This window comes from Nocardia sp. NPDC020380 (assembly GCF_044386975.1).
Lineage (GTDB): Bacteria > Actinomycetota > Actinomycetes > Mycobacteriales > Mycobacteriaceae > Nocardia.
Genome location: NZ_JBIRVQ010000014.1, coordinates 47,903 through 68,631, shown reverse-complemented (window position 1 = coordinate 68,631; position 20,729 = coordinate 47,903). Strand labels below are relative to the sequence as shown.

8 protein-coding genes are annotated in these 20,729 nt (G+C 68.1%); 7 read left to right on the top strand and 1 reads right to left on the bottom strand.

The window, feature by feature from the left end; translation table 11 throughout:
• From ACH438_RS34045 to ACH438_RS34035, 3 genes are all read left to right on the top strand, one after another.
• Complete coding sequence (locus ACH438_RS34045) at positions 1-627, top strand: TetR/AcrR family transcriptional regulator (RefSeq protein ID WP_397012855.1); 627 nt, start codon at positions 1-3, stop codon at positions 625-627.
• Positions 628-720: 93 nt separating this feature from the next.
• Entirely contained in the window at positions 721-1,185 is a 465-nt protein-coding gene (locus ACH438_RS34040; protein ID WP_397012853.1) for a hypothetical protein, read from the top strand.
• A gap of 1 nt (position 1,186) precedes the next feature.
• Complete coding sequence (locus tag ACH438_RS34035; RefSeq protein ID WP_397012851.1) at positions 1,187-1,564, top strand: 4-oxalocrotonate tautomerase family protein; 378 nt, start codon at positions 1,187-1,189, stop codon at positions 1,562-1,564.
• A gap of 13 nt (positions 1,565-1,577) precedes the next feature.
• Here the strand turns inward: ACH438_RS34035 and ACH438_RS34030 are convergent, their stop codons facing one another.
• Entirely contained in the window at positions 1,578-2,693 is a 1,116-nt protein-coding gene (locus ACH438_RS34030) for a methyltransferase (protein ID WP_397012849.1), read from the bottom strand.
• A 660-nt stretch (positions 2,694-3,353) separates the two neighbouring features.
• Here ACH438_RS34030 and ACH438_RS34025 point away from each other — a divergent pair.
• Genes ACH438_RS34025 through ACH438_RS34010 form a run of 4 tightly spaced genes read left to right on the top strand, consistent with a single transcriptional unit; the run spans position 3,354 to position 20,654 of the window.
• Positions 3,354-8,873 (top strand): type I polyketide synthase, encoded by a 5,520-nt coding sequence (locus ACH438_RS34025; protein WP_397012847.1) that lies wholly within the window; start codon positions 3,354-3,356, stop codon positions 8,871-8,873.
• Positions 8,873-14,242 carry a beta-ketoacyl synthase N-terminal-like domain-containing protein gene (locus ACH438_RS34020; RefSeq protein WP_397012845.1) on the top strand — a complete coding sequence of 1,790 codons (5,370 nt, stop codon included), beginning with the start codon at positions 8,873-8,875 and terminating at the stop codon, positions 14,240-14,242. Before ACH438_RS34025 ends, ACH438_RS34020 begins: the two co-directional genes overlap by 1 nt.
• Complete coding sequence (locus tag ACH438_RS34015; protein ID WP_397012843.1) at positions 14,239-19,068, top strand: alpha/beta fold hydrolase; 4,830 nt, start codon at positions 14,239-14,241, stop codon at positions 19,066-19,068. Before ACH438_RS34020 ends, ACH438_RS34015 begins: the two co-directional genes overlap by 4 nt.
• Positions 19,065-20,654 (top strand): FAD-dependent monooxygenase, encoded by a 1,590-nt coding sequence (locus tag ACH438_RS34010; RefSeq protein ID WP_397012841.1) that lies wholly within the window; start codon positions 19,065-19,067, stop codon positions 20,652-20,654. The genes ACH438_RS34015 and ACH438_RS34010 overlap by 4 nt, the downstream gene beginning before the upstream one ends.
• Positions 20,655-20,729 lie beyond the last annotated feature (75 nt).

Below are 20,729 nucleotides of genomic sequence, written 5' to 3'. Positions count from 1 at the left end.
ATGACGACTCCGGCCATCCGCACCTATCGCGGCGTGAGCGCCACCGACCGCCGCGCCGAACGCCGCACGCGGCTGCTCGCTGCCGCGCGCACGACCTGGGGTGAATCCGGGATCGGCGCGGTCACCGTGCGCGGGGTGTGTAAAACGGCCGGGCTGACCGACCGCTACTTCTACGAACACTTCGCCAACCGTGAAGAGTTGCTGGTCGCGGTTGCCGACGAGGTTCGCGATCAACTACTCGCAACCCTCGTTCAGGCAGGTGTGTCGACCGAGGGTCCGGCTGAGGAGAAGCTGCGCGCCGCGCTGCAGGCGTTCCTGGAAACCGTTGCCGGCGACCGGCATATCCATCGGATCGTGTCGAGCGACCCCGGTGACATCCCGGCATTGATCCAACGGCGACACGATGTGCTCACCATGATCGCCGACCTGGTCGTCGAACATGCCCCCGCTGTTCTTGGTGTCAGCACCGACCCAGCCGGGCTACGCCGCGCGGCGATGTTCGTGACCGGCGGCGTCAACCAACTCATCGAAGGCTGGCTGGGCGACACCATCGACCTGACCGCCGCGGAACTCGCCGCCGAATGCGCTCGCATGTGCATCAGTGTCATCGGCACCGCCCACGCCTGACCTGTCTCGGCGCGCATCTTGTTGTAAACCGATCGGTGTACTACGGTTCGGTTCAGCTACATCGTGGTCGCTGCGGCCGGTTAAGGAGCGAACGTGCGTCGAATACTGTGCACAATCCAGCAGGGCAGCCTGGCCCAATCCCAGTACCGTGCCGCCGAACAGGCCCTGGCCGACTCGTACCGGCAGTCACTTGGTAGCGATGACCGCATTGTCGTTGTGTGGTGCGAGATTCCGCCAGGCCAGTCCTACACCGAGAACCGCCCCTCATCGATGTCATGGGTCCTGACCGAAACCAGCGACGGCCTCGACGCCACCCGCCGCGAAGCAGCCATGCGCGCAATGAGCAACGCCTGGAACGCCATTACCGGCGCCGGACCCAACGACCTCATGCTCGCCCTCGTCGACAGCTCACTGTTCGACCGCTACCTGTCCCTCAACCAGGCCCGCATCCGCCCCGCGGCCCGCCCGCTCTTCCTACTGCGAACCGTCTCCCACCTCGTCGCATCCCGGCTGACGCGCGGACGACTCGCCATCGCCGCAAATCAGAACTGGAGCTGAAATGCCGCTCTACAACGTCGCCTGCCGCACCCAGCTGAAACCCGCCACCCGCGAGGCCGTCGTCGAAGCTATCACCGCAACCCACTGCGAGATCACCGGCGCCCCACCGGAATTCGTCAGCGTAGTTTTCCTGCACGGACAACCCCTCCGTGCAGGTATCGAGCTGTCGGTGATCGCAGGCGTCCGCGGCGGCGGAAACCGGAACGCCGACATGTTCGCCCGTCTCGAACACTCCCTGCAGACCGCCATCGCCGAAGCCGCACAACACCGCTCATCGGCAATCGAAGTCGCCCTGATCGAATTCGCCGCCAGCTGGATCATGGAAGGCGGCGCGATCCTCCCCGAACCCGGAGAAGAACAGAACTGGCGCTCCCACTGAGGAGCGCTCCAGCTCATTGCCGGATCGGGCGGGCCTCCAGGATGTTGTCGGGGGCCGCGGTTTCCACTCGGCGGACGAGTTCGAAGCCGTTGGCGGACAGGAGGGTTCGGAAGTCCTGTTCGGTGCGTTCGCGGCCGCCGACCACGGCCAGCATTTCGAGGTCGATGAGTTTGCCGAACTGGCGGCGGTTGTCGGAGGGGAGCACCATCTCGATCAGCAAGAGGGTCGCCGTATCCGGCATGGCCGCGCGGACGGTGCGCAGGATGCGACCCGCGTCGGCGTCGTACCAGTCGTGCAGGACGTGTTTGAGGATGTAGGCGTCGCCGCCGGTGGGGGCCGACTCGAAGAACGAGCCGCCCTCGACGGTGCAGCGATCGGCCAGGCCGAGAGCGGTCAGATGGGCCGGGACCTCGGCGACCACCTCCGGCATGTCGAACAGGATGCCGCGCGAGCGCGGCGCGCGGGTCAGGAGTTCGATGAGCAGCCTGCCGTGGCCGCCGGCGATATCGACGATGGTGCCGTACTGCGCGAAGTCGTAGGCGGCCAAGGTCGGACGCAGCGTCAGTTGCGAGGCGCTGGTCTGCGCGCCGTCGAACATCTCGCCGAACTGGCGGTTCTTGCGGGTGAGGTCGAACAGTGGCAGGCCCAGCACCTGCTCGGTGACCGGGTCGCCCGTGCGGACCGCCTCCGCGAGGCGCGACCAGATCGCGCGATGGTCGGACGAGCCGTAGAACTGCAGGATGCCGCGGATCGAGACAGGGGCATCTGCGCGCAGCGGCTCGGCCAGGGAGGTCAGCCGGTAGCGGTCACTGTCGCGGGCGAAGATGCCCTCCGCCAGCAGGGGCCGCAGCAGCCGGGCCAGCGCGTCGGGCTGGGCGCCGACGCGAGTGGCGAGCGCGTCGAGTCGGAGCGGACCGTCGGCGAGGGCATCGGCGACGCCGAGTTCGGCTGCCGCGCAGAGCGTCTGCATGAGGAAGCCGCCCTGGACTATGTCCAGCAACGCCACCGGCGCGGGCGCGGTGCGGCGCAACGCGGCGGTCAGGAAACTTCGGAATCGATCCACGGCGCGCAGCAGTGGCAGTGGTGGAATCTTGGGCAGTGGTGAGGTCTCGGGCTGTTCTGTGACCATTTCGGTCCCCCTGAAGCGATGAGCATGATCATCGGCAATCACGCGTCGTCGAGATAATACACATTAACTTACATTTCTCTATTCGGTGCGAATCGGCACTGATAGCTGTGAATCTCGGGTTGTGACGGGCTTCACATAAGCTATCGGTTGTACATATCTATTGACAGGTAATGGACTCGAGTCGAACGATCAATACGCTGTTCTTCAATGGAATTTGTGATAGCTGTCAGCTATTGATGCATTCGAGCGTCTTGCCTGATCAGCGTGATAATCGGGCCTGCCGTGGATGGTCCGGCGCTATCGCTGAAGGCCTGGATGGCTGCACTTACCTGGGGGTATGCTGAACATTTTTCGGTCTATGCGCATCTCGCCTTCTGTGCAATAATCCATTGCGCACGATGCATCTCGTTCCGATCATCACGCCAAGGATGTGACCATGGACACACCCCGGCCGTCGAACCGGCCGATCGTCGAAATCGTGTTTGAACCGTCGGGCAACGTCGCCTAATTCTCCTGACTATGGCAGGAGTCTTTACTCTCTCGTTAATTGTCGTGCGGTCGAATTATCGTGCGGCATTGTCGTGAAGATGCTCATGGTCGGGCCAGGGGGGCTTTTGAATACCGTGCTCCCCGGGATTTCTCTCTATCTCAGGGATAAAAGTGATCAATCAGTGTGAGAGCGCCGCCGATCCGATCGCGATCGTCGGCATGGGTTGCCGGTATCCGGGCGGAGTCTCGACACCCGATGAACTCTGGGACCTGGTCGCCGCCGGGCGATGCGCGATCACCGAACTGCCGGCAGATCGTGGCTGGGACCTGGATCAGCTGAGCGGCACACCCGGCGAACAGGCCGGGGCGATCGTCACCCGATTCGGCGGATTCGTCGACGGCGGTGCGGATTTCGACCCCGAATTCTTCGGAGTCTCCCCGCGTGAGGCGGCGGCGATCCATCCGGCTCAGCGGCTGATCATGATGACCGCCTGGGAGGCGATCGAACGCGCCGGCATCGTCCCCGCCTCGCTGCGCGAACAAGAAGTCGGAGTGTTCGTCGGCATCACCGGACCGGACTACGGGCCGCGCTGGCATCGGACGCCGGAGGACATCCGCGGCCGGGTGCTGACCGGCACCGCGCCGAGCATGGTGTCCGGGCGGCTGTCCTATTTTCTGGGCGTGACCGGGCCATCGGTGTCCGTCGATACCGCGTGCTCGTCCTCCTCGGTGGCCATCCACCTCGCCTGCCAGTCGCTGCGCAGCGGCGATGCCGTGCTCGCACTGGCCGGCGGCGCCACCTTCCACGGCACCCCGGGCGTGTTCACCGAATTCAGCCGCCAGGGCGCGATGTCACCGGACGGACTCTGTAAATCGTTCGCGGACACCGCCGATGGCACCGGCTGGGGTGAGGGCGCCGGAATGCTGTTGCTGGCCAAGCTGTCCGACGCACGCCGGCTCGGCTACCCGGTGCAGGCCCTGATCGCCGGCAGCGCGGTGAACCAGGACGGCCCCAGCACCCGGCTCACCGCACCGAATCCGGCTGCGCAGGAACGGGTCATCCGTAAGGCGCTCGACTCTGCGGGCCTGACCGCCGCCGACGTAGACGCCGTGGAGGCGCACGGGACCGGCACCCGGCTCGGCGACCCCATCGAAGCGAACGCGGTGATCGCCACCTACGGTCAGGGCCGTGCCGCTGACCGCCCGCTATGGCTGGGCTCGCTGAAATCGAACATCGGGCACACGGTCGGCGCTGCGGGTATCGGCGGCATCATCAAGATGGTTCTCGCGCTGCGGCGCGGGCTGCTGCCCCGCACTCTGCATGTGGACAATCCCAACCCGTTGATCGACTGGTCGGCGGGAGACGTGCGATTGCTCACCGAGGCCGTCGACTGGTCCGGTACGGGGACGCCGCGCCGGGCCGGCATCTCCTCGTTCGGTGTCAGCGGGACGAACGCGCACATCATCGTCGAAGAACCACCGGCACTCGACGAGCAGGCAACCGTCACAACGGGATCCGAGCACCATTTGCCGACGCCGTGGGTGATCTCCGCACGCACCGGGCCGGCACTGCGCGAACAGGCCCGCAGGCTCGCACGGCAGGTACGGGAGCGCCAGGACGACGATGTCGCAGCCATGGCGCCCGCATTGTGGTCCGGCCGCTCACGGTTCGAGCACCGTGCGATCGTGACGGGCACGAATCGGATCGATCTGCTGAACGGCCTCGACGCCCTGGCCGCCGGCGAGCACGCCGACACAGTGCACACCGGTGTCGCCCGCACCCCGAACACGGCGGCGGTATTCGTCTTCCCCGGACAAGGTGCGCAATGGGCGGGCATGGCCGCCGAACTACTCGATCAATCGCCAGTGTTCGCCACCGAACTCACGGCATGCGCCGACGCGCTCGCACCGCACTGCGATTGGGCATTGCTGGATGTGCTGCGCCAGGAGCCCGGCGCCGCGAGCCTGGACCGGGTCGATGTCGTGCAGCCCGCACTCTTCGCGGTCATGGTGGCGCTGGCGAGACTCTGGCAGTCTCGCGGCGTGCAGCCCGGCGCGGTGATCGGGCATTCTCAGGGCGAGATCGCGGCCGCGCACATCGCGGGTGCCCTGACACTGCCGGATGCCGCCGCCATTGTGGCATTGCGCAGCCGGGCCTTGCGCACACTGTCCGAATCCGAGTACGGAATGGCCTGGGTCGCACTGGATTCCAGCCGCACCGCCGAGTATCTGGCAAGTAGCCCGGTCCCGCTCAGCATCTCCGCGCTCAACAGCCCCACAGCCACCGTGTTTTCAGGCCCGGCCACCGAGCTCGGTGAGATGGTCGACGCGATGGAGGCAGCCGGGCACCACGCGGTCGTGCTCCCGGTCGATTACGCCAGTCACTCCCCGCAGGTGGAGTCGGTGCGCGCCGAATTGCTGGAGACCTTGGCCGATATCACGCCCACCACCTCGACCGTGCCGTTCTACTCGACCGTCACAGGCGGCCTCCTCGACACCCGCGAACTCGACGCCGGGTACTGGTACCGAAATCTGCGCCAGCCAGTGCAATTCGTCGACGCGGTACGCGCCGCCCTGGCCGACGACCACCACGTATTCCTCGAAGCCAGCCCGCACCCGATGCTGCTGAAATCAGTAGAGGACATCGCCCACGACGCCGACACCGAGGCAGCAACCGTCGCCTCGCTCACCCGAGAAGACGGCGGCGCAACACGATTCGCCGCCAGCCTGGCCCAAGCACACGTTCGAGGCATCGACCTGAACCCGGCCGCACTCTTCGGCAAAACCACCCCGCCCCATATCGAACTGCCCACCTACGCCTTCGCGAACCGCCCCTTCTGGCACAACGAAGACACCACCAGCGAATCAGCCGTCGCGGGAATGCAGAGCACCGGCCACCTACTGGTCTCCAGCGCGCTCGAACTACCGGACACCGCAGGCCTCCTGCTCACCGGCAGCGTGTCACTCCGCACCCAGCCCTGGCTGGCCGACCACGCGGTACAGGGCCGCGCGGTCCTCCCCGGCGCCGCAGTCGCCGAACTGGCGGTTCGGGCCGGCGACGAAGTGGGCTGCAGCCGAGTCGTGGAACTGACCCTGCACCGCCCAGTCGTGCTACCGGAAACCGGTGCGCTGCAACTCCAGGTCGCGGTCGGCGCACCGGACGACGACGGCCGCCGCAGCGTTCGGATGTACTCCAGAGCCGCCGACCGATCGGCCGGCGAATGGACCCGCCACGCCGACGGCCTGCTCGGACGCGAGGACAGCGCACCCGCCCGCGGCGCGTATCCGGAGCTCGCCCGCAGCGCGAATGCGGAGTCAGCCCGTGGCGCGAACCCGGAGCCCGCCCGCAGCGTGGACCCGTGGCCGCAGGCGGGCGCGGATTCATGGCCGCCGGTCGATGCCGATCCGATCGAACCGGACGACGTCTACGCTGCGTTCACCGATACCGATATCGCCTATGGACCGGCGTTCCGGACGGTGTCTGCCTGTTGGCAGCGCGGTGACGAATACTTTGCCGAGGTGCGACTGGCTCCGGATCGTGAGCCTGAGGCCGCCCGATTCGGCTTGCACCCAATTCTTTTCGACGGGGCACTGCATCTCGCGGCGTTGGCGGGCGTGGCCCGCGACGGCGTGACGCGGCTGCCGTTCTCGTGGTCCGGCGTCAGCCTGCACGCCACCGGTGCGACCGGCCTGCGCGTGCGGCTCGCACCCGCGGCGTCCTGCTCGTACACGGTGACGGCCACCGACGCGCAGGGGCAACTGGTGCTCACCGTTGATTCGATCGAGACCCTGCCGATCGCCGACGATGCGGTGAATGCCGGCGTCCGGCTCAACTCGCTGTACGTTCCTCGTTGGGCCGCAGCGACGCTCGACGCGCAGCCCCCGACCGGCCGGTGGGCGATGATTGGTGGTGCGACGCCCGCGATCGACTGGGGCACAGCGTCGATCACCGAGTATCAGGACGTGTCCGCCCTGCGCGAAGCGCTGGTCAGCGGTGAACCCGCACCCGATGTCGCCGTGCTGCCGCTTGCCGCGCGCGGCGCCGCACCGGTGGAGGAGGTGCTCGGCGACCTGCAAAGTTGGCTGGCCGAGCCGCATTTGGCCGGGACTCGCCTCGTCGTCCTGACCGAGCATGGTGTGGCCACTGTGGACGGTGAGGACACCGACCCAGGAATGGCGGCCGTTTGGGGTCTTGTCCGTTCCGCGCAGACTGAGCACCCCGGCCGGATCGTGCTGCTGGATACCGACGCTCACCCGGACTCGCTGACCGCCCTGCCTGGCGTGCGATCCACCGGCGAACCTCAGCTCGCACTGCGCAGCGGCGCCGCGACGGCGTTCCGCCTCGCCCGCGAGCGGGAGTTGCCACCGCGTGGGAATCGCGAACTCGACCCCACCGGCACCGTGCTGATCACTGGCGGCACCGGCACACTCGGGGGTCTGTTCGCCCGCCACCTCGTAGCTACCCACGGCGTGCGGCATCTGATGCTGGCCGGTCGGCGCGGTGCCGACGCGCCCGGCGCCGGCGAACTGCTCAATGGCCTGAGGGATCTCGGCGCCGAGGTCACCGTCGTGCAATGCGATACCGGTGACAGGGATTCGGTGGCCGAGATGCTGAACGCCGTGTCCGCCGAGCATCCACTCACCGCGATCCTGCACGCTGCCGGCACGCTCGACGACGCGCTCGTCGAATCACTGACTGCCGCACAAGTGGCCGCGGTGATGACACCCAAAGCGACCGGCGCACTGCATCTCGACGAGTTGACCCGTGACCACGATCTGGCCGCGTTCGTGCTGTTCTCCTCCTGTGCAGCCACATTCGGTAATGCCGGGCAGGCGAACTACGCCGCCGCCAACGCGCTATTGGACGGTCTCGCCCAGCGGAGACGGGCGAGAGGCCAGGCAGCGACGACTCTCGCATGGGGCCTGTGGGACGAGCGCAGCGCAATGACCGCGCACCTCGACGGGAGTAACCGGGTGCCGATCGCTCCCGGAGTTCAGGTCGAAGCTCTGGGCACCTCGGAGGGGTTGGCACTCTTCGACGCCTGTTGGCTGTCGGAAACCACAGCGGCCGTGCCGGTTCGGCTGATATTCGATGAGAACTGTTCCGCCGCGACGATTCCGCCGCTGTTGCAGGCGCTGGCTCCGCGCATCCGGCGGCGCGTGGCGGTCGATCCCGCACCGTCGCTTGAACAGTCCGCGGCGCAGCTCGTGGCGCGGCTGGAGCGGATGCCGGAAGCCGAACAGCGGCGCCTCCTGGTGGATCTGGTTCGCGAGCATGCCGCGGCGGTGCTCGGTCAGGAATCGCCGCACGCGCTGGCGCCGGACCAGTCGTTCCGCAGTTTCGGGATGGAATCGCTCGGTGCCGTCGAATTGCGCAACCGGCTGAGCGCGGCGACCGGGGCGTGGCTCACCGTGGCGGTCATCTTCGACCATTCCTCGCCCGCCAAGCTCGGTGCGCACCTGCATCGGCTGATCGCGGCCGCACCGGCAGTCACGGCTGCACCGGCCGGCCCGGTCGGCGCCTCGCCCGGCCGGGATGTGGCCTCGCCCAGCCGAACTCCGGACCGGCAGCAGGCAACCGCGCCGGTCGAAGATGACGAGATCGACGAGATGGACATCGATGCAATGGATGTGGACGCTCTGATGAGTCTGGTGAACGGTGACGGCGCGGATTCCGGAACGGTCGCGTGATGGGTGCCGCCGAGGACAAAGTCGTCGCCGCACTGCGTAAGGCAGTCAAGGAAAACCAGCGATTGGCCAAGGAGAACCGGCTACTGCAGCGGCAGCTCGGTGAACCCGTCGCGATCGTGTCGATGGCCTGCCGGCTGCCGGGTGGGGTCCGCAGTCCCGAGGACATGTGGCGGGTGCTGATCGACGGCACCGACACCGTCGGCTCCTTTCCCGCCGATCGCGGCTGGAACACCGAGACCTTCTTCGACCCCGAGCCGGGCCGGCCCGGCAAGTGTTACACCCGGCATGGTGGATTCCTTTCCGCCGCAGATGAATTCGACCCCGGCTTCTTCGGCATCTCACCGCACGAGGCGGTGGCCATGGATCCCCAGCAGCGGCTGCTGCTGACCACGACATGGGAGTTGTTCGAGCGGGCCGGTATCAAGCCGGATTCCTTGCGCGACAGCCGAACCGGAGTATTCACCGGACTGCTCGGCGCGGATTACTACCCCGGAATGGACCGCACGCCGGCGGACTACGCGGGATACGCCATGACGGGCAGCGGCGCAAGTGTGGCCTCGGGCCGGGTGTCGTACCTGCTCGGGCTGACCGGTCCGGCCCTCACGGTGGACACGGCCTGTTCGTCGTCGCTTGTCGCTATTCATCTGGCGATGCGGTCGCTGCGCGCGGGTGAATGCGAGCTCGCGGTCGCCGGTGGCGCGACGGTGATGGCCACCCCCGAAGTGCTTGTCGAGTTCAGCATGCAACGCGGGCTCGCGCCGGACGGCCGGTGTAAACCGTTCTCCGCGAACGCCGATGGCACCGTGCTCGGGGAGGGCGCGGCGGTGGTGCTGCTGGCCCGGCAGTCGGTGGCCGAGCGGCTCGGCTATCCCATCCTGGCCTTGATCACCGGTTCGGCGGTCAACCAGGACGGTGCCAGCAATGGCATGACCGCGCCGAACGGCACCGCGCAACGAGCGCTGATCAGCGCGGCACTGGCGGACGCCGGGTTGAGCGCCGCGGACATCGATGCCGTGGAGGCGCACGGCACCGGAACCCGGCTCGGTGACCCGATCGAGGCAGAGGCGCTGCTGGACGTCTACGGCTCGGGACACAGCGCGGACCGGCCGCTGCTACTCGGCTCGCTGAAATCCAATTTCGGGCATCCGCAGGCCGCGGCCGGTGTCGCCGGGGTGATCAAACAGGTGCTCGCGATCAGGGCCGGTGCGCTGCCCGCGACCTTGCACCTCGACCGGCCCACCTCACAGGTCGACTTCTCCGGCGGCAATATCGAACTGCTCGACACGCAGCGTCCCTGGCCCGAGGTGGATCGGCCGCGTCGCGCCGGGGTTTCGTCGTTCGGGATCAGCGGCACCAACGCGCACCTGATCCTCGAGCAGGCGCCCGAACCCGTTCGCGCGGAGACTCCGCGCACCGAACATGCTGTCCCACTGTGGTTTCCGGTGACGGCGCGCGACGGTGCGGCGCTCGCCGCGCAGGCTGGACGCCTACACGACCATCTGCGCACCCATCCGGACCTCGAGCTCGCCGATGTGGCCTGCTCACTGGCAACCACCCGTACCGCGTTCGAGCATCGGGCGGTCGTGCTGGCCGATTCCCGCACGCACTTGTTCGAGGCGCTGGACGCGTTGTCGCAGGGGATACCGCATCCGCTGGTGTCCACCGGCCGGGCGCGGCAGGGCAGGGTGGCACTCCTGTTCACTGGCGGGGCCGTGCCGCAGCCCGGCGTAGCTGCCGGGCTCTATGCCGGGAACCCGGTGTTCGCCAGCGTGTTCGACGACATCACCGCGGAGTTCGCGCGCCATCTCGATCAGCCACTCCGTGACCTGATCTCCAGCACGACCCCGTCCGGCACAACCTTGTCGGAGTACGCCGCACCCGCGCTGTTCGCATTCCAGGCCGCGCTGGCCGCGCAGCTGCGCGAGTGGGGCGTGCGGCCGGATTACCTTGGCGGACAGGGACTCGGTGAGCTGACGGCCGGCTACGTCGCCGGTGTCTGGAGCTTGGCGGACGCCTGCGCGCTGGTCATGGCGTACGGCGAGCTGTCGGCCGCGATGTCCGCCGGTACGGTGCCCGCCGAGCCGACGCTGGGCCGATTCCGTTCGGTCGCGGCGGGTTTGACCTATCAGCGGCCGGAACTGCCGATCCTCTCCGCGGTGACCGGCGAGCTGGACGATGGCGAGCGGGTCATGTCCCCGGCCCATTGGATCCGGCATGCCACGATGCCGGCGCGCTTGCCCGCCGCTATCGGTGCACTGCGTGCCGCCGGCGTGTCGGCGTTGCTGAGCGTCGGGTCGGACGACACCCTCGCGGCCGTGGCCGACGAGTACCGTGACGAGATGGCGGGTATCGACTCCCTCTCCGTATTGCCCAGCGGTCCTGGCGAATACGAGGAAGATCTCATCGCGCGGGCCCTCGCCGCCGCGTACTGCGTTGGTGTGGAGGTCGATTGGGATCGGGCCTTCGCGGCTGCCGGATCGCGCCGGGTCATGCTCCCGACGTACCCGTTCGCTGCGGAGCATTACTGGTGGGACCTTCCCGCGCACAACGACATTCGGACGCCGAGGTCCGGCGCGGCGGTCGCGGTCGAGGGTGGGCCCGCGTCGAACGACATCGGCGACCAGGATGGTGGCGCCGGTGAGGTCGACGGCGCTGGGCACGGGCGGCAGCATGGCCGGCGGGTCGCGCCGCGCGGCGAGCGGCTGACGGCCGTGGTGCGCGAGCTGATCGCCGCTGTCGCCGGACACACCGACGTTGACCTTGTCGGCGACCGATCGTTCCGCGATCTCGGACTCACCTCGGTCGGCATGCTCACCCTGCATCGGAAGCTGGAATCGGCTACCGGTCTGCGCCTGCCCAAGACGGTCGGCTTCGACCATCCCACCGTGCCCGCGCTGCTGACCTATCTCGACGAGCAGTTGGCTCAGCGCGACGCAGCGCCGCTGACTCAGAGCGCAGACGCCACACCCGTACGCACAACCGCACCTGCGCATACGACCGCACCCGAGGACAGGGAAGGGCCCGCTGGTCCGAGCGCTGATGCCCATGCCGAGTTCGACCCCGGCGCAACCGAAGACCCCGACGCGATTGCCATCATCGGCATGGCCTGCCGCTATCCCGGTGGGGTGCACGGACCGGAGGCGCTGTGGCGCTTGGTGATGGGAAAGACCGATGCGGTCGGGGAATTCCCGGACGACCGCGGCTGGCCGAGCCACCTCTACCACCCTGACCCGGACAACCCGGGCACCAGCTACACCCGGTACGGCGGTTTCCTCAGCGGCGTCGCCGATTTCGACGCCGCGTTCTTCGGCATCTCGGCCCGTGAGGCCGGTGCGATGGATCCGCAGCACCGGCTGCTGCTGGAGACGTCCTGGGAAGTGCTGGAGCGCGCGGGAATCGACCCGGCCGCCGTGCGGGGCACGCCGACCGGTGTGTTCTTCGGTATCGCCCTGCAGGACTATCGGCCGGGTACCGCCGATGCCACCGACACGCTCGGTGGCTACCGGGTCACCGGGCTCGCGCCGAGTGTCGCGTCCGGGCGCATCGCGTATGTGCTGGGCACCGAGGGGCCCGCGGTGACGGTGGATACCGCGTGCTCCTCATCCCTGGTCGCCCTGCACCTGGCCGCGCAATCGCTGCGGAGTGGCGAAAGCACGCTCGCGCTGGCCGGTGGCGCCACGGTGATGGCCGGTCCGGACGCGTTCGTGGAGTTCAGCCGGCAGCGCGGATTATCGGCGGACGGCCGCTGTAAAGCGTTCTCCGCCACTGCCGATGGCACCGGCTGGGCTGAAGGCGCCGGTGTGCTTTTGCTGGAACGGCTGGGCGACGCGCGCCGCAACGGGCATTCGGTGCTGGCGTTGATCCGGGGCACCGCAATGAATTCCGACGGCACGAGCAACGGTCTCACCGCACCGAACGGCACTGCGCAGCAGCGGGTCATTCGTGCCGCGCTGGCCAATGCTGATCTCACCCCTGCCGAAATCGATCTGGTCGAAGCACACGGCACCGGAACGGTGCTCGGTGACCCGATCGAGGCCAACGCGCTGGCGCAGACCTACGGTGCGGCCCATTCCGGCGAGCGGCCGGTGTGGCTGGGTTCGCTCAAGTCGAATATCGGTCATTCGATGGCCGCGGCCGGAGTCGGCGGCGTGATCAAGACGGTGCAAGCGATGTCACATGCCACCATGCCGCCGACTTTGCATGCGGCGCAGCCGTCTTCGCATGTGGACTGGGATTCCAGCGGACTGCGACTGCTCACCGAGGCCAGACCGTGGCCCTCCGCGACGCCGCGTCGCGCGGCAGTCTCGGCGTTCGGGATGAGCGGTACCAACGCACACGTGATCCTCGAGCAGGCCCCACCCCTGGCCGATGCGGAGAGCGGACCGGCGGAGGCCACCGGCCCTGTGCTGGTGCCGATCTCGGGCCGCTCGGCCGCCGCGCTGCGCGCGCAGGCACAACGACTGCTCGACCATCTCGACGCTCATCCCGAGTCGGCGTACACCGATATCGCCTGGTCACTGGCGACGGGACGGACTCCGATGCGTCATCGCGCGGCACTGGTGGTGAGCAATCGGGCCGAACTGCTCGCCGGTCTGCGTGTCATCGCAGCGGATGAGTGGGCAGACACCGACAGCGTCTGGATCGGCACAGCCGGCCGGACCGCGCCGCCGCTCGGCCCGCACCGTGATGTCCCGGAGTTCCTGTGCGCGCTGGCCGCGGCCTACGTACACGGCTACGTGCCTGCCTGGCCGGAGGCGTTCGCGCATGTCGTGGTCGGCCGAGTCGACCTGCCCACCTACGTATTTCAGCGCGCGCGGTACTGGACGATGCGATCGGCCGATACGGCGTCCACCACCGTCCCGCGACCGATACCGGTCGCCGCACCCACGCCACCGACCGGCTGGATACTCGCCGCCGCGGATGACAGCCTCCGCCACGAACTGCTGATGGAACGCATCACCGCGCATACCGCGGCCCTGCTCGGTCTGAGCGTGATGGAAATCGACCCCGATGACGGCTTCTTCCAGCTCGGCATGGATTCGATGATGGCGGTCGACCTGCGCAGATTGCTGGAACGGGATCTGGGCACGGAACTGCCCGGCACCGTGCTCTTCGAACAGCCCAATGTCCGTGAGCTGACCGGCTTCCTGATCCAGCACAGCGAGACCACCGGCATCGAGCCCGTTGTCCGGTCCCGGCCCGATGCCCGCCGCCAGATTGCCACGGTCGAGACCGACGCCGGATGGCAGGAGCAGCCTGCCACCGCGGATCTCTCGGACGACCTCTCCGGCGATGATCTGCTGGCGCTGCTCGAGGCGGAGATCGACAAGGCAGCACAGCTACGTGAAGGACGGAACCTCCGCCGATGAGCAATGACAACCGTGACACCGTCCTACGCCGCGCCCTCATCGAGATTCGCGAGTTGCGCGCGACCCTGGAAACCGCTGGGCGCGAACACAATGAACCCGTCGCCATCATCGGCATGGGCTGCCGGATCCCGGGCGCGGACGGGCCCGCCGCCTTCTGGGAGCTGCTGCGCTCGGGAATCGACGCGGTCACCGAGGTGCCCGCGTCGCGCTGGGACGTCGATGCCTTCCATGGTGGCGACGACAGGACGAAGGGCAAGGCCTACACCAGAAGCGCGGCGCTGCTGGACGACGTCGATGCCTTCGACGCACAGTTCTTCGGCATCTCCCCACGCGAGGCCACCTACATGGACCCACAGCAGCGGCTGTTCCTCGAAGTCGGCTGGGAGGCACTGGAAAACGCGGGGCAGGCCGCGGATGCGCTGAAGGGGTCGAAGACCGGCGTCTTCGTCGGCGTCACCGGGGCCGACTATCTGCAGAGCATCATCCAGCGATCCTCCCCGGACGACCTGGACGCCTACGCCATGACCGGGAACGCCTCCACGTTCGCGGCCGGGCGGCTGTCGTACTGGCTGGGGCTGAACGGTCCCAGCCTGTCGGTCGACACCGCGTGCTCGTCCTCGCTGGTGTCGGTACATCTGGCTGTCCAGAGCCTGCGTGCCGGTGAGTGTTCGATGGCGCTCGCAGGTGGCGTGAACGCACTGCTCGCGCCAGAGGCGTTCGTGCTGCTGTCCAACGCGAACATGCTGTCGCCCGCCGGGCGGTGCAAGACCTTCGACAAGAGCGCCGACGGGTATGTGCGCGGCGAGGGTTGCGGTGTGGTGGTGTTGAAACGCCTGGCCGACGCCGTTGCCGACGGGGACCATATCCACGCGGTCATCCGCGGTTCCGCGGTGAATTCCGATGGCCGCAGCAGCGGCATCACCGTGCCCAACGGCGGCGCCCAGCAGGCAGTGATCCGCGCCGCGCTCGCGGACGCCGCGGTGTCCGGCGCGCGGATCGGTTACGTCGAGGCGCACGGGACGGGCACCGCGCTGGGCGATCCGATCGAATTGCGTGCCCTCAGTGCCGTGCTCGGGCCGGACCGCGACGCCGAGTCGCCGGTGATCGTGGGTTCGGCCAAGACGAATATCGGTCATCTGGAAGCCGCCGCCGGTGTCGCCGGGCTGATCAAAACTGTTCTCGCGCTGCGCAATGAACAGATTCCCGCGCTGCTGCACCTGCAGGAGGTCAATCCCGAGATCGGCCTGGATCGCCTGCCGGTGACGCTGCCGACGGAGTTGACGCCGTGGCCGCGGACCGCCGCGCCACGACTCGCGGGTGTGAGTTCTTTCGGCGCGAGTGGAACCAATGCCCACGTCGTGCTGGAGGAGGCCCCCGCGGCGGCTCCTGCTGTCGAAACTTCCGACCGCACAGAACAATTGGTGATGCTCAGCGCCCGTTCCGAGAGCGCGCTGCGGACGATGGCCCGCCGTTACGTCGAGGGTCTCGGCGACGCCGGGTCGTTGAGCGACATCGCGTTCACCGCCAATACCGGTCGCGCGAAGTTCGCGCACCGGCTGGCAGCCCGCGTGAATTCGGTTGCCGAGCTTCGTGATCGGCTCGGCGAATTCGCCGACGGGGGCAGCCCAGCCGGACTGCATCGAGGGCGGGCCGAGCGCGCACGGCCCAAAGTAGGCTTCCTGTTCACAGGTCAGGGCGCGCAGTACGCGGGCATGGGCCGGGAGCTGTATCGCACCGATCCCGGCTTCCGCGCCGACCTCGACCGCTGCGCGCAGATCCTCGACGGACTGCTCGACCGCCCGCTGCTGCCGGTGCTTTTCGGCGGCGACGCGGACCTGATCGATCGGACCCGCTACACGCAGCCGGCGATGTTCGTCCTGCAGTACGCGCTGGCCCGGATGTGGATGCGCTGGGGGGTGCGGCCGAGCGCGATGGTCGGGCACAGCGTCGGCGAACTGGCCGCCGCGTGCGTGGCGGGCGTGTTCGGCCTCGAGGACGGGCTGCGCCTGGTGGCCGAGCGCGCCCGGCTGATGGAGGAACTGCCCGAGGGCGGCGCGATGGCGGTGGTCTTCGCCGGCGAGCCGCAGGTCCTGGACGCGATCGCCGCGTATCCGGGGGAACTGGCTATCGCGGCGATCAATGGACCGGCGAATGTCGTGGTGTCCGGTGCGGCCGAGCAGGTGGACGCCGTGCTCGCCGCATTGGCCGAGCGCGGTGTGAAGTCGCGCCGGCTGACCGTGTCGCACGCGTTCCATTCGCCACTGCTCGATCCGATGCTGGACCAGTTGCACCGGTTCGCAGCCGACATCGAGTTCGGCTCGCCCCGAATCCCGTTGGTATCCAACCTGACCGGCGACTTCCTGGGTAGCGCCACCCTCGACGCCGGCTACATCCGGGACCACGCTCGTTCCCCCGTCCGGTTCGCCGACGGGCTGGCGCGGCTGGTCGAGCACGGGTGTTCGGTGTTCGTGGAGATCGGCCCGGCGCCGCATCTGAGCAGTATCGCCAAGAACAACCTGCCGCACGGCGCACACCACTGGCTGGTCTCGCTGCGTCGCGGCAAGGGCGAGTGGACGACCCTGCTGGACAGCGCTGGTGAGCTGTTCACCCTCGGCGGTGTCCTCGACTGGGCGGGCGTCGACCAGGGTCACCGCCGCCGTCGCGTCGAGCTGCCGACCTATCCGTTCGAACATGAACGCCACTGGTTCAATGAGTCTCGGCGATCGGCACCCGAGGTGCCGTCTCCCACCGCGCCGCCGCCGGACAGCCCGACCCTGCTGGGCAGCCGGATCAGTTCCCCGCTGGACCTCGTCCAATACCAGGCCGAGCCGAGCGTGACGACGCACCCGAGCCTGGCCGACTGCGTGTCCGGGTCCACCACGGTCGTCAACGCCGGGTTCCATCTCGAGACGGTCATCGAGGCCGCGCGGAAGATCTGGACATCCGGGCAGACCGGAGTGCGCGCCACGGGCATTGTCATGCAGCAAGCTTTGATTCTGCCCGAGAATGGCAGACTCACAACGCAATTGGTCGTACACCGCGACGGCGACTCACACCGGTTCGGCTACTACAGTCAGGGCACGGACGGCGCGCAGTGGCCGCTGCACGCACAGGGCACGCTGGTCCCGGCCACCGGAACACGCGGGACTCTCGCCGCGGACCAGGTCGCGGATATCGAGACCCGTTGTCGCACCGAGATCACCGGATCGAACTTCTACCGGGAGCTCTGGCAGCGGCGCATCCATCTCGGTCCCTCCGCCCAGTGGCTGGCCACGATCCACCGGACCGACGGCGAAGCGCTGGCCCGTATCCGGCCGGCGGAAGCCGTGGAACTGGCGCAGGGATACGAATTGCATCCAGGAATCGTGGATTCCGCACTGCAGCTGCTGACCGCGTGCCTCCCGCTGAGCGAGTCTGGCTCGCTCGGTGAGACCGTAGTCATGGCAATGGAGATCGAGGAGTTCGACTTCTTCGGTCACGACGGCGGCGAGATGTACTGCCACGCCAAGATGCGTTCCGGCGCAAGCGGTTCCGATCTGATCACCGCAGACATCGTGCTGGCCACAATGGACGGCCGGCAGGTGGCCCGGATGACCGGCGTGCATCTCAAGGCGACCACACAGGCGGCATTGCTGGCCGCCATCCGTTCGGTGCCACAGCGAGCGGCCCGTGGGCCGGCCGCCTGGATGCAGGGCTCCGCGGCGGGCTCGTCACGGCTCGGCGCCGAGATCACCGAGTCGCTCGCGGCCGGAGATCGGGATATCGCGCGAGATCGGCTGCGGGACTTGCTGACCGGTACCGCCGCAGCGGTTCTGGAGTGCGCGCCCGGAGACATCGGACCCGACGATCCGCTCGGCGAACTCGGCATGGACTCGCTGCTGGCCGTCGAGGTCCAGCAGCAAGTCGGTGCGGCACTGGCGATCTCGCCACCCGCGGCCTGGTTCCTCGACCTGCCCAGCATCGCCGGACTGGCGGACAAGCTGCTCGACAGCATGGCCGTGACCGGCACCCCCGCTGCGACCGGTATTGCGGGACAGAGCAGCCGCTACACCGGTCCCGGTGGAATGCGCATGGTCGATCACGGCAGCGGCGAACCGATCCTGTTCGTGCACGGCGGCGCGTTCGGTGGGCCGGAATCATGGCAGACACAGCTGTCACTGGCCGACCGGTGGCGGTTACGCATCGTCTCCCGGCTGGGCTACGACGACAGCGCCCCAGCCGAATTCGAGGACTATCTGACCGACGGCCGACTGCTGGCCCAGGCGCTCGGCGATGGCGCGCATGTGGTCGCCCAGTCCTACGGCACCCTCGGCGCCATGATCGCCGCCACCGCCCGCCCCGAAGCCGTCCGCTCACTCACGCTGATCGAGAGCGCGGCCAGCTTCGTGGCCCGCGGCAAACCGGCCGTGGACGCCTACGAACACGCGATGACGCAGCTCTTCGCCGAGCCCGCCTCGGACCCGATCGCGTTGTTCCGCCGGTTCTTCGGCATCATCGAACCCACCGCGACCTTCCCCGAAACGCTCCCGGACGGGTTACGCGAGTTCGCGACGCGGGTAGCTGCGGGCGGGCGCCTGCCGTGGGAAGCGGAGATCCCACTCGAACCCTTACGCGCCGCCGGCATCCCGATCCTGGTGGTCAGCGGCGGGCAACGACCGGTATTCGAGGAGATCAGCGACGCGCTCGCCGAGCGCCTGGGCGCCCAGCGCCTGGTGGTGCCCGGCGGTCACGGCACCCAGAACACCGGCGCACCCTTCAACGAAGCACTCGAACAGTTCCTGCGCCGCGCGAGCGAGTCCACCACTGCCACAGGAGAATCCGCATGAGCACACCACCCGACAGCACCGCCGTACTGATCGCCGGTGGCGGACCGGTGGGCCTGGCGGCGGCCATGGAACTCGGCACCCGCGGCGTGGAATGCGTGGTGCTCGAACCGCGCGCCGAGGTGTCGTTCCTGCGGCCGCGCGCCAAGACCACCAGCATCCGGACGATGGAACACTTCCGCCGCTGGGGACTGGCCGACGAGATCCGTAAGGCCGCACCGCTCCCGGTGTCGTGGTCGCAGGACGCGGTATTCGGCACGAATCTGCTGGGACACGAGATCACCCGATTCACCGACTGTTTCGGGCTCACGCCACACCCCGCGCAGCACTTCGCGGAGTCCGGCCAACAGGTTCCGCAACCGATCGTGGAGACCGTGCTGCGCGAAGCGGTGGCGCAATTGCCGAATGTCACCTTCGCCACCGGCTGGGCGTTGAGTGGATTGCGCGAGTCCGACACCGAGGTCACGGTCGACGCGGTACACACCGACGGCACCCGGCACACCGTGTCCGCGCGATACGTGCTGGGGTGCGACGGATCCGACAGCAGGACCAGGACGTGTCTCGGTGCCCGGCTGGAGGGAACTCAGGATGCGCTGAGCAACCTGAACATCGTCTTCCGCGCACCCGGACTCGCCGAACGAGTGCCGTACGGACCGGCCGTGCACTACTGGGTTTTCAATCCCCGCGTGACCGGCGTGATGGGTCGCTTCGATCTGGCCGACACCTGGTGGGCCGGGGCCAGCGCGCGCGGCGCCGACACCGATATCGCGGGTCTGCTCGCGGATCTGGTGGGCGCCGAAATCGAAGCGGAGATCCTGTCCACCGACGAGTGGAGCGCCCGCATGCAGATCGCCGATCGATTCGGCAGCGAACGGGTATTCCTGGTCGGCGAAGCCGCGCACCTCAATCCGCCATGGGGCGGGCACGGATTCAACACCGGCATCGGGGACGCGGTGAACATCGGCTGGAAGCTGGCGGCCACCCTCGCCGGTTGGGGCGGGGCGGGGCTGCCGGCGAGTTACGAGCCGGAGCGGCGTGCGATCGCGGTGCGGACGGTCGCCGAAACGGTGGCGAACATGCAGGCGGTGCTGCGGATCAAGGATGCGGAACCGAGTGGGGTGGCCGAGGCGATCCAGCGCGGGATGGCGGCCGAATTCCACAGTCTCGGACTGGTTCTCGGCTATCGGTACGAGGATTCGCCGGTGATCGTGGCCGATGGGGCTGATGAGCCGGGAGCGGATTCGGGCGACGGACCGTTGACCTACACGCCGAGCACTCGGCCTGGTTCGCGGCTGCCGCATGACTGGCTCGCCGACGGCCGGTCGCTCTACGACGCGCTCGGTCCGCAGCTGACCTTGATCGACCTCAGCGGGAACGGCTCCACCACAGCAGCTTTCGTGGAGGCGGCTCGGGTGGTCGGAGTCGATCTGGTCGTCTTCGACCACACCCAGGCCCAGGAAACCGTGTACCGCGACGGGACCGCATCGGCCTTACTGGTGCGCCCGGATCAGCACATCGCGTACCGGCAGACAGGCGATGTTTCAGTGGCAGAAGCCGAATCGGTGCTGCGCACCGTACTCGGGTACTAGCGCGGGTTGCCGCGATAGTCCACGCGAAATGGCGGCCAGGGGAACCTGGCCGCCATTTCTGGGGATCGGGTCGAG

Excerpts from the sequence above, each read along its gene's own strand:
- ACH438_RS34045 (WP_397012855.1), top strand. The coding sequence starts at position 1 with ATGACGACTCCGGCCATCCGCACCTATCGCGGCGTGAGCGCCACCGAC.
- ACH438_RS34035 (WP_397012851.1), top strand. The coding sequence starts at position 1,187 with ATGCCGCTCTACAACGTCGCCTGCCGCACCCAGCTGAAACCCGCCACC.
- ACH438_RS34030 (WP_397012849.1), bottom strand. The coding sequence starts at position 2,693 with ATGGTCACAGAACAGCCCGAGACCTCACCACTGCCCAAGATTCCACCA.
- ACH438_RS34020 (WP_397012845.1), top strand. The coding sequence starts at position 8,873 with ATGGGTGCCGCCGAGGACAAAGTCGTCGCCGCACTGCGTAAGGCAGTC.
- ACH438_RS34015 (WP_397012843.1), top strand. The coding sequence starts at position 14,239 with ATGAGCAATGACAACCGTGACACCGTCCTACGCCGCGCCCTCATCGAG.
- ACH438_RS34010 (WP_397012841.1), top strand. The coding sequence starts at position 19,065 with ATGAGCACACCACCCGACAGCACCGCCGTACTGATCGCCGGTGGCGGA.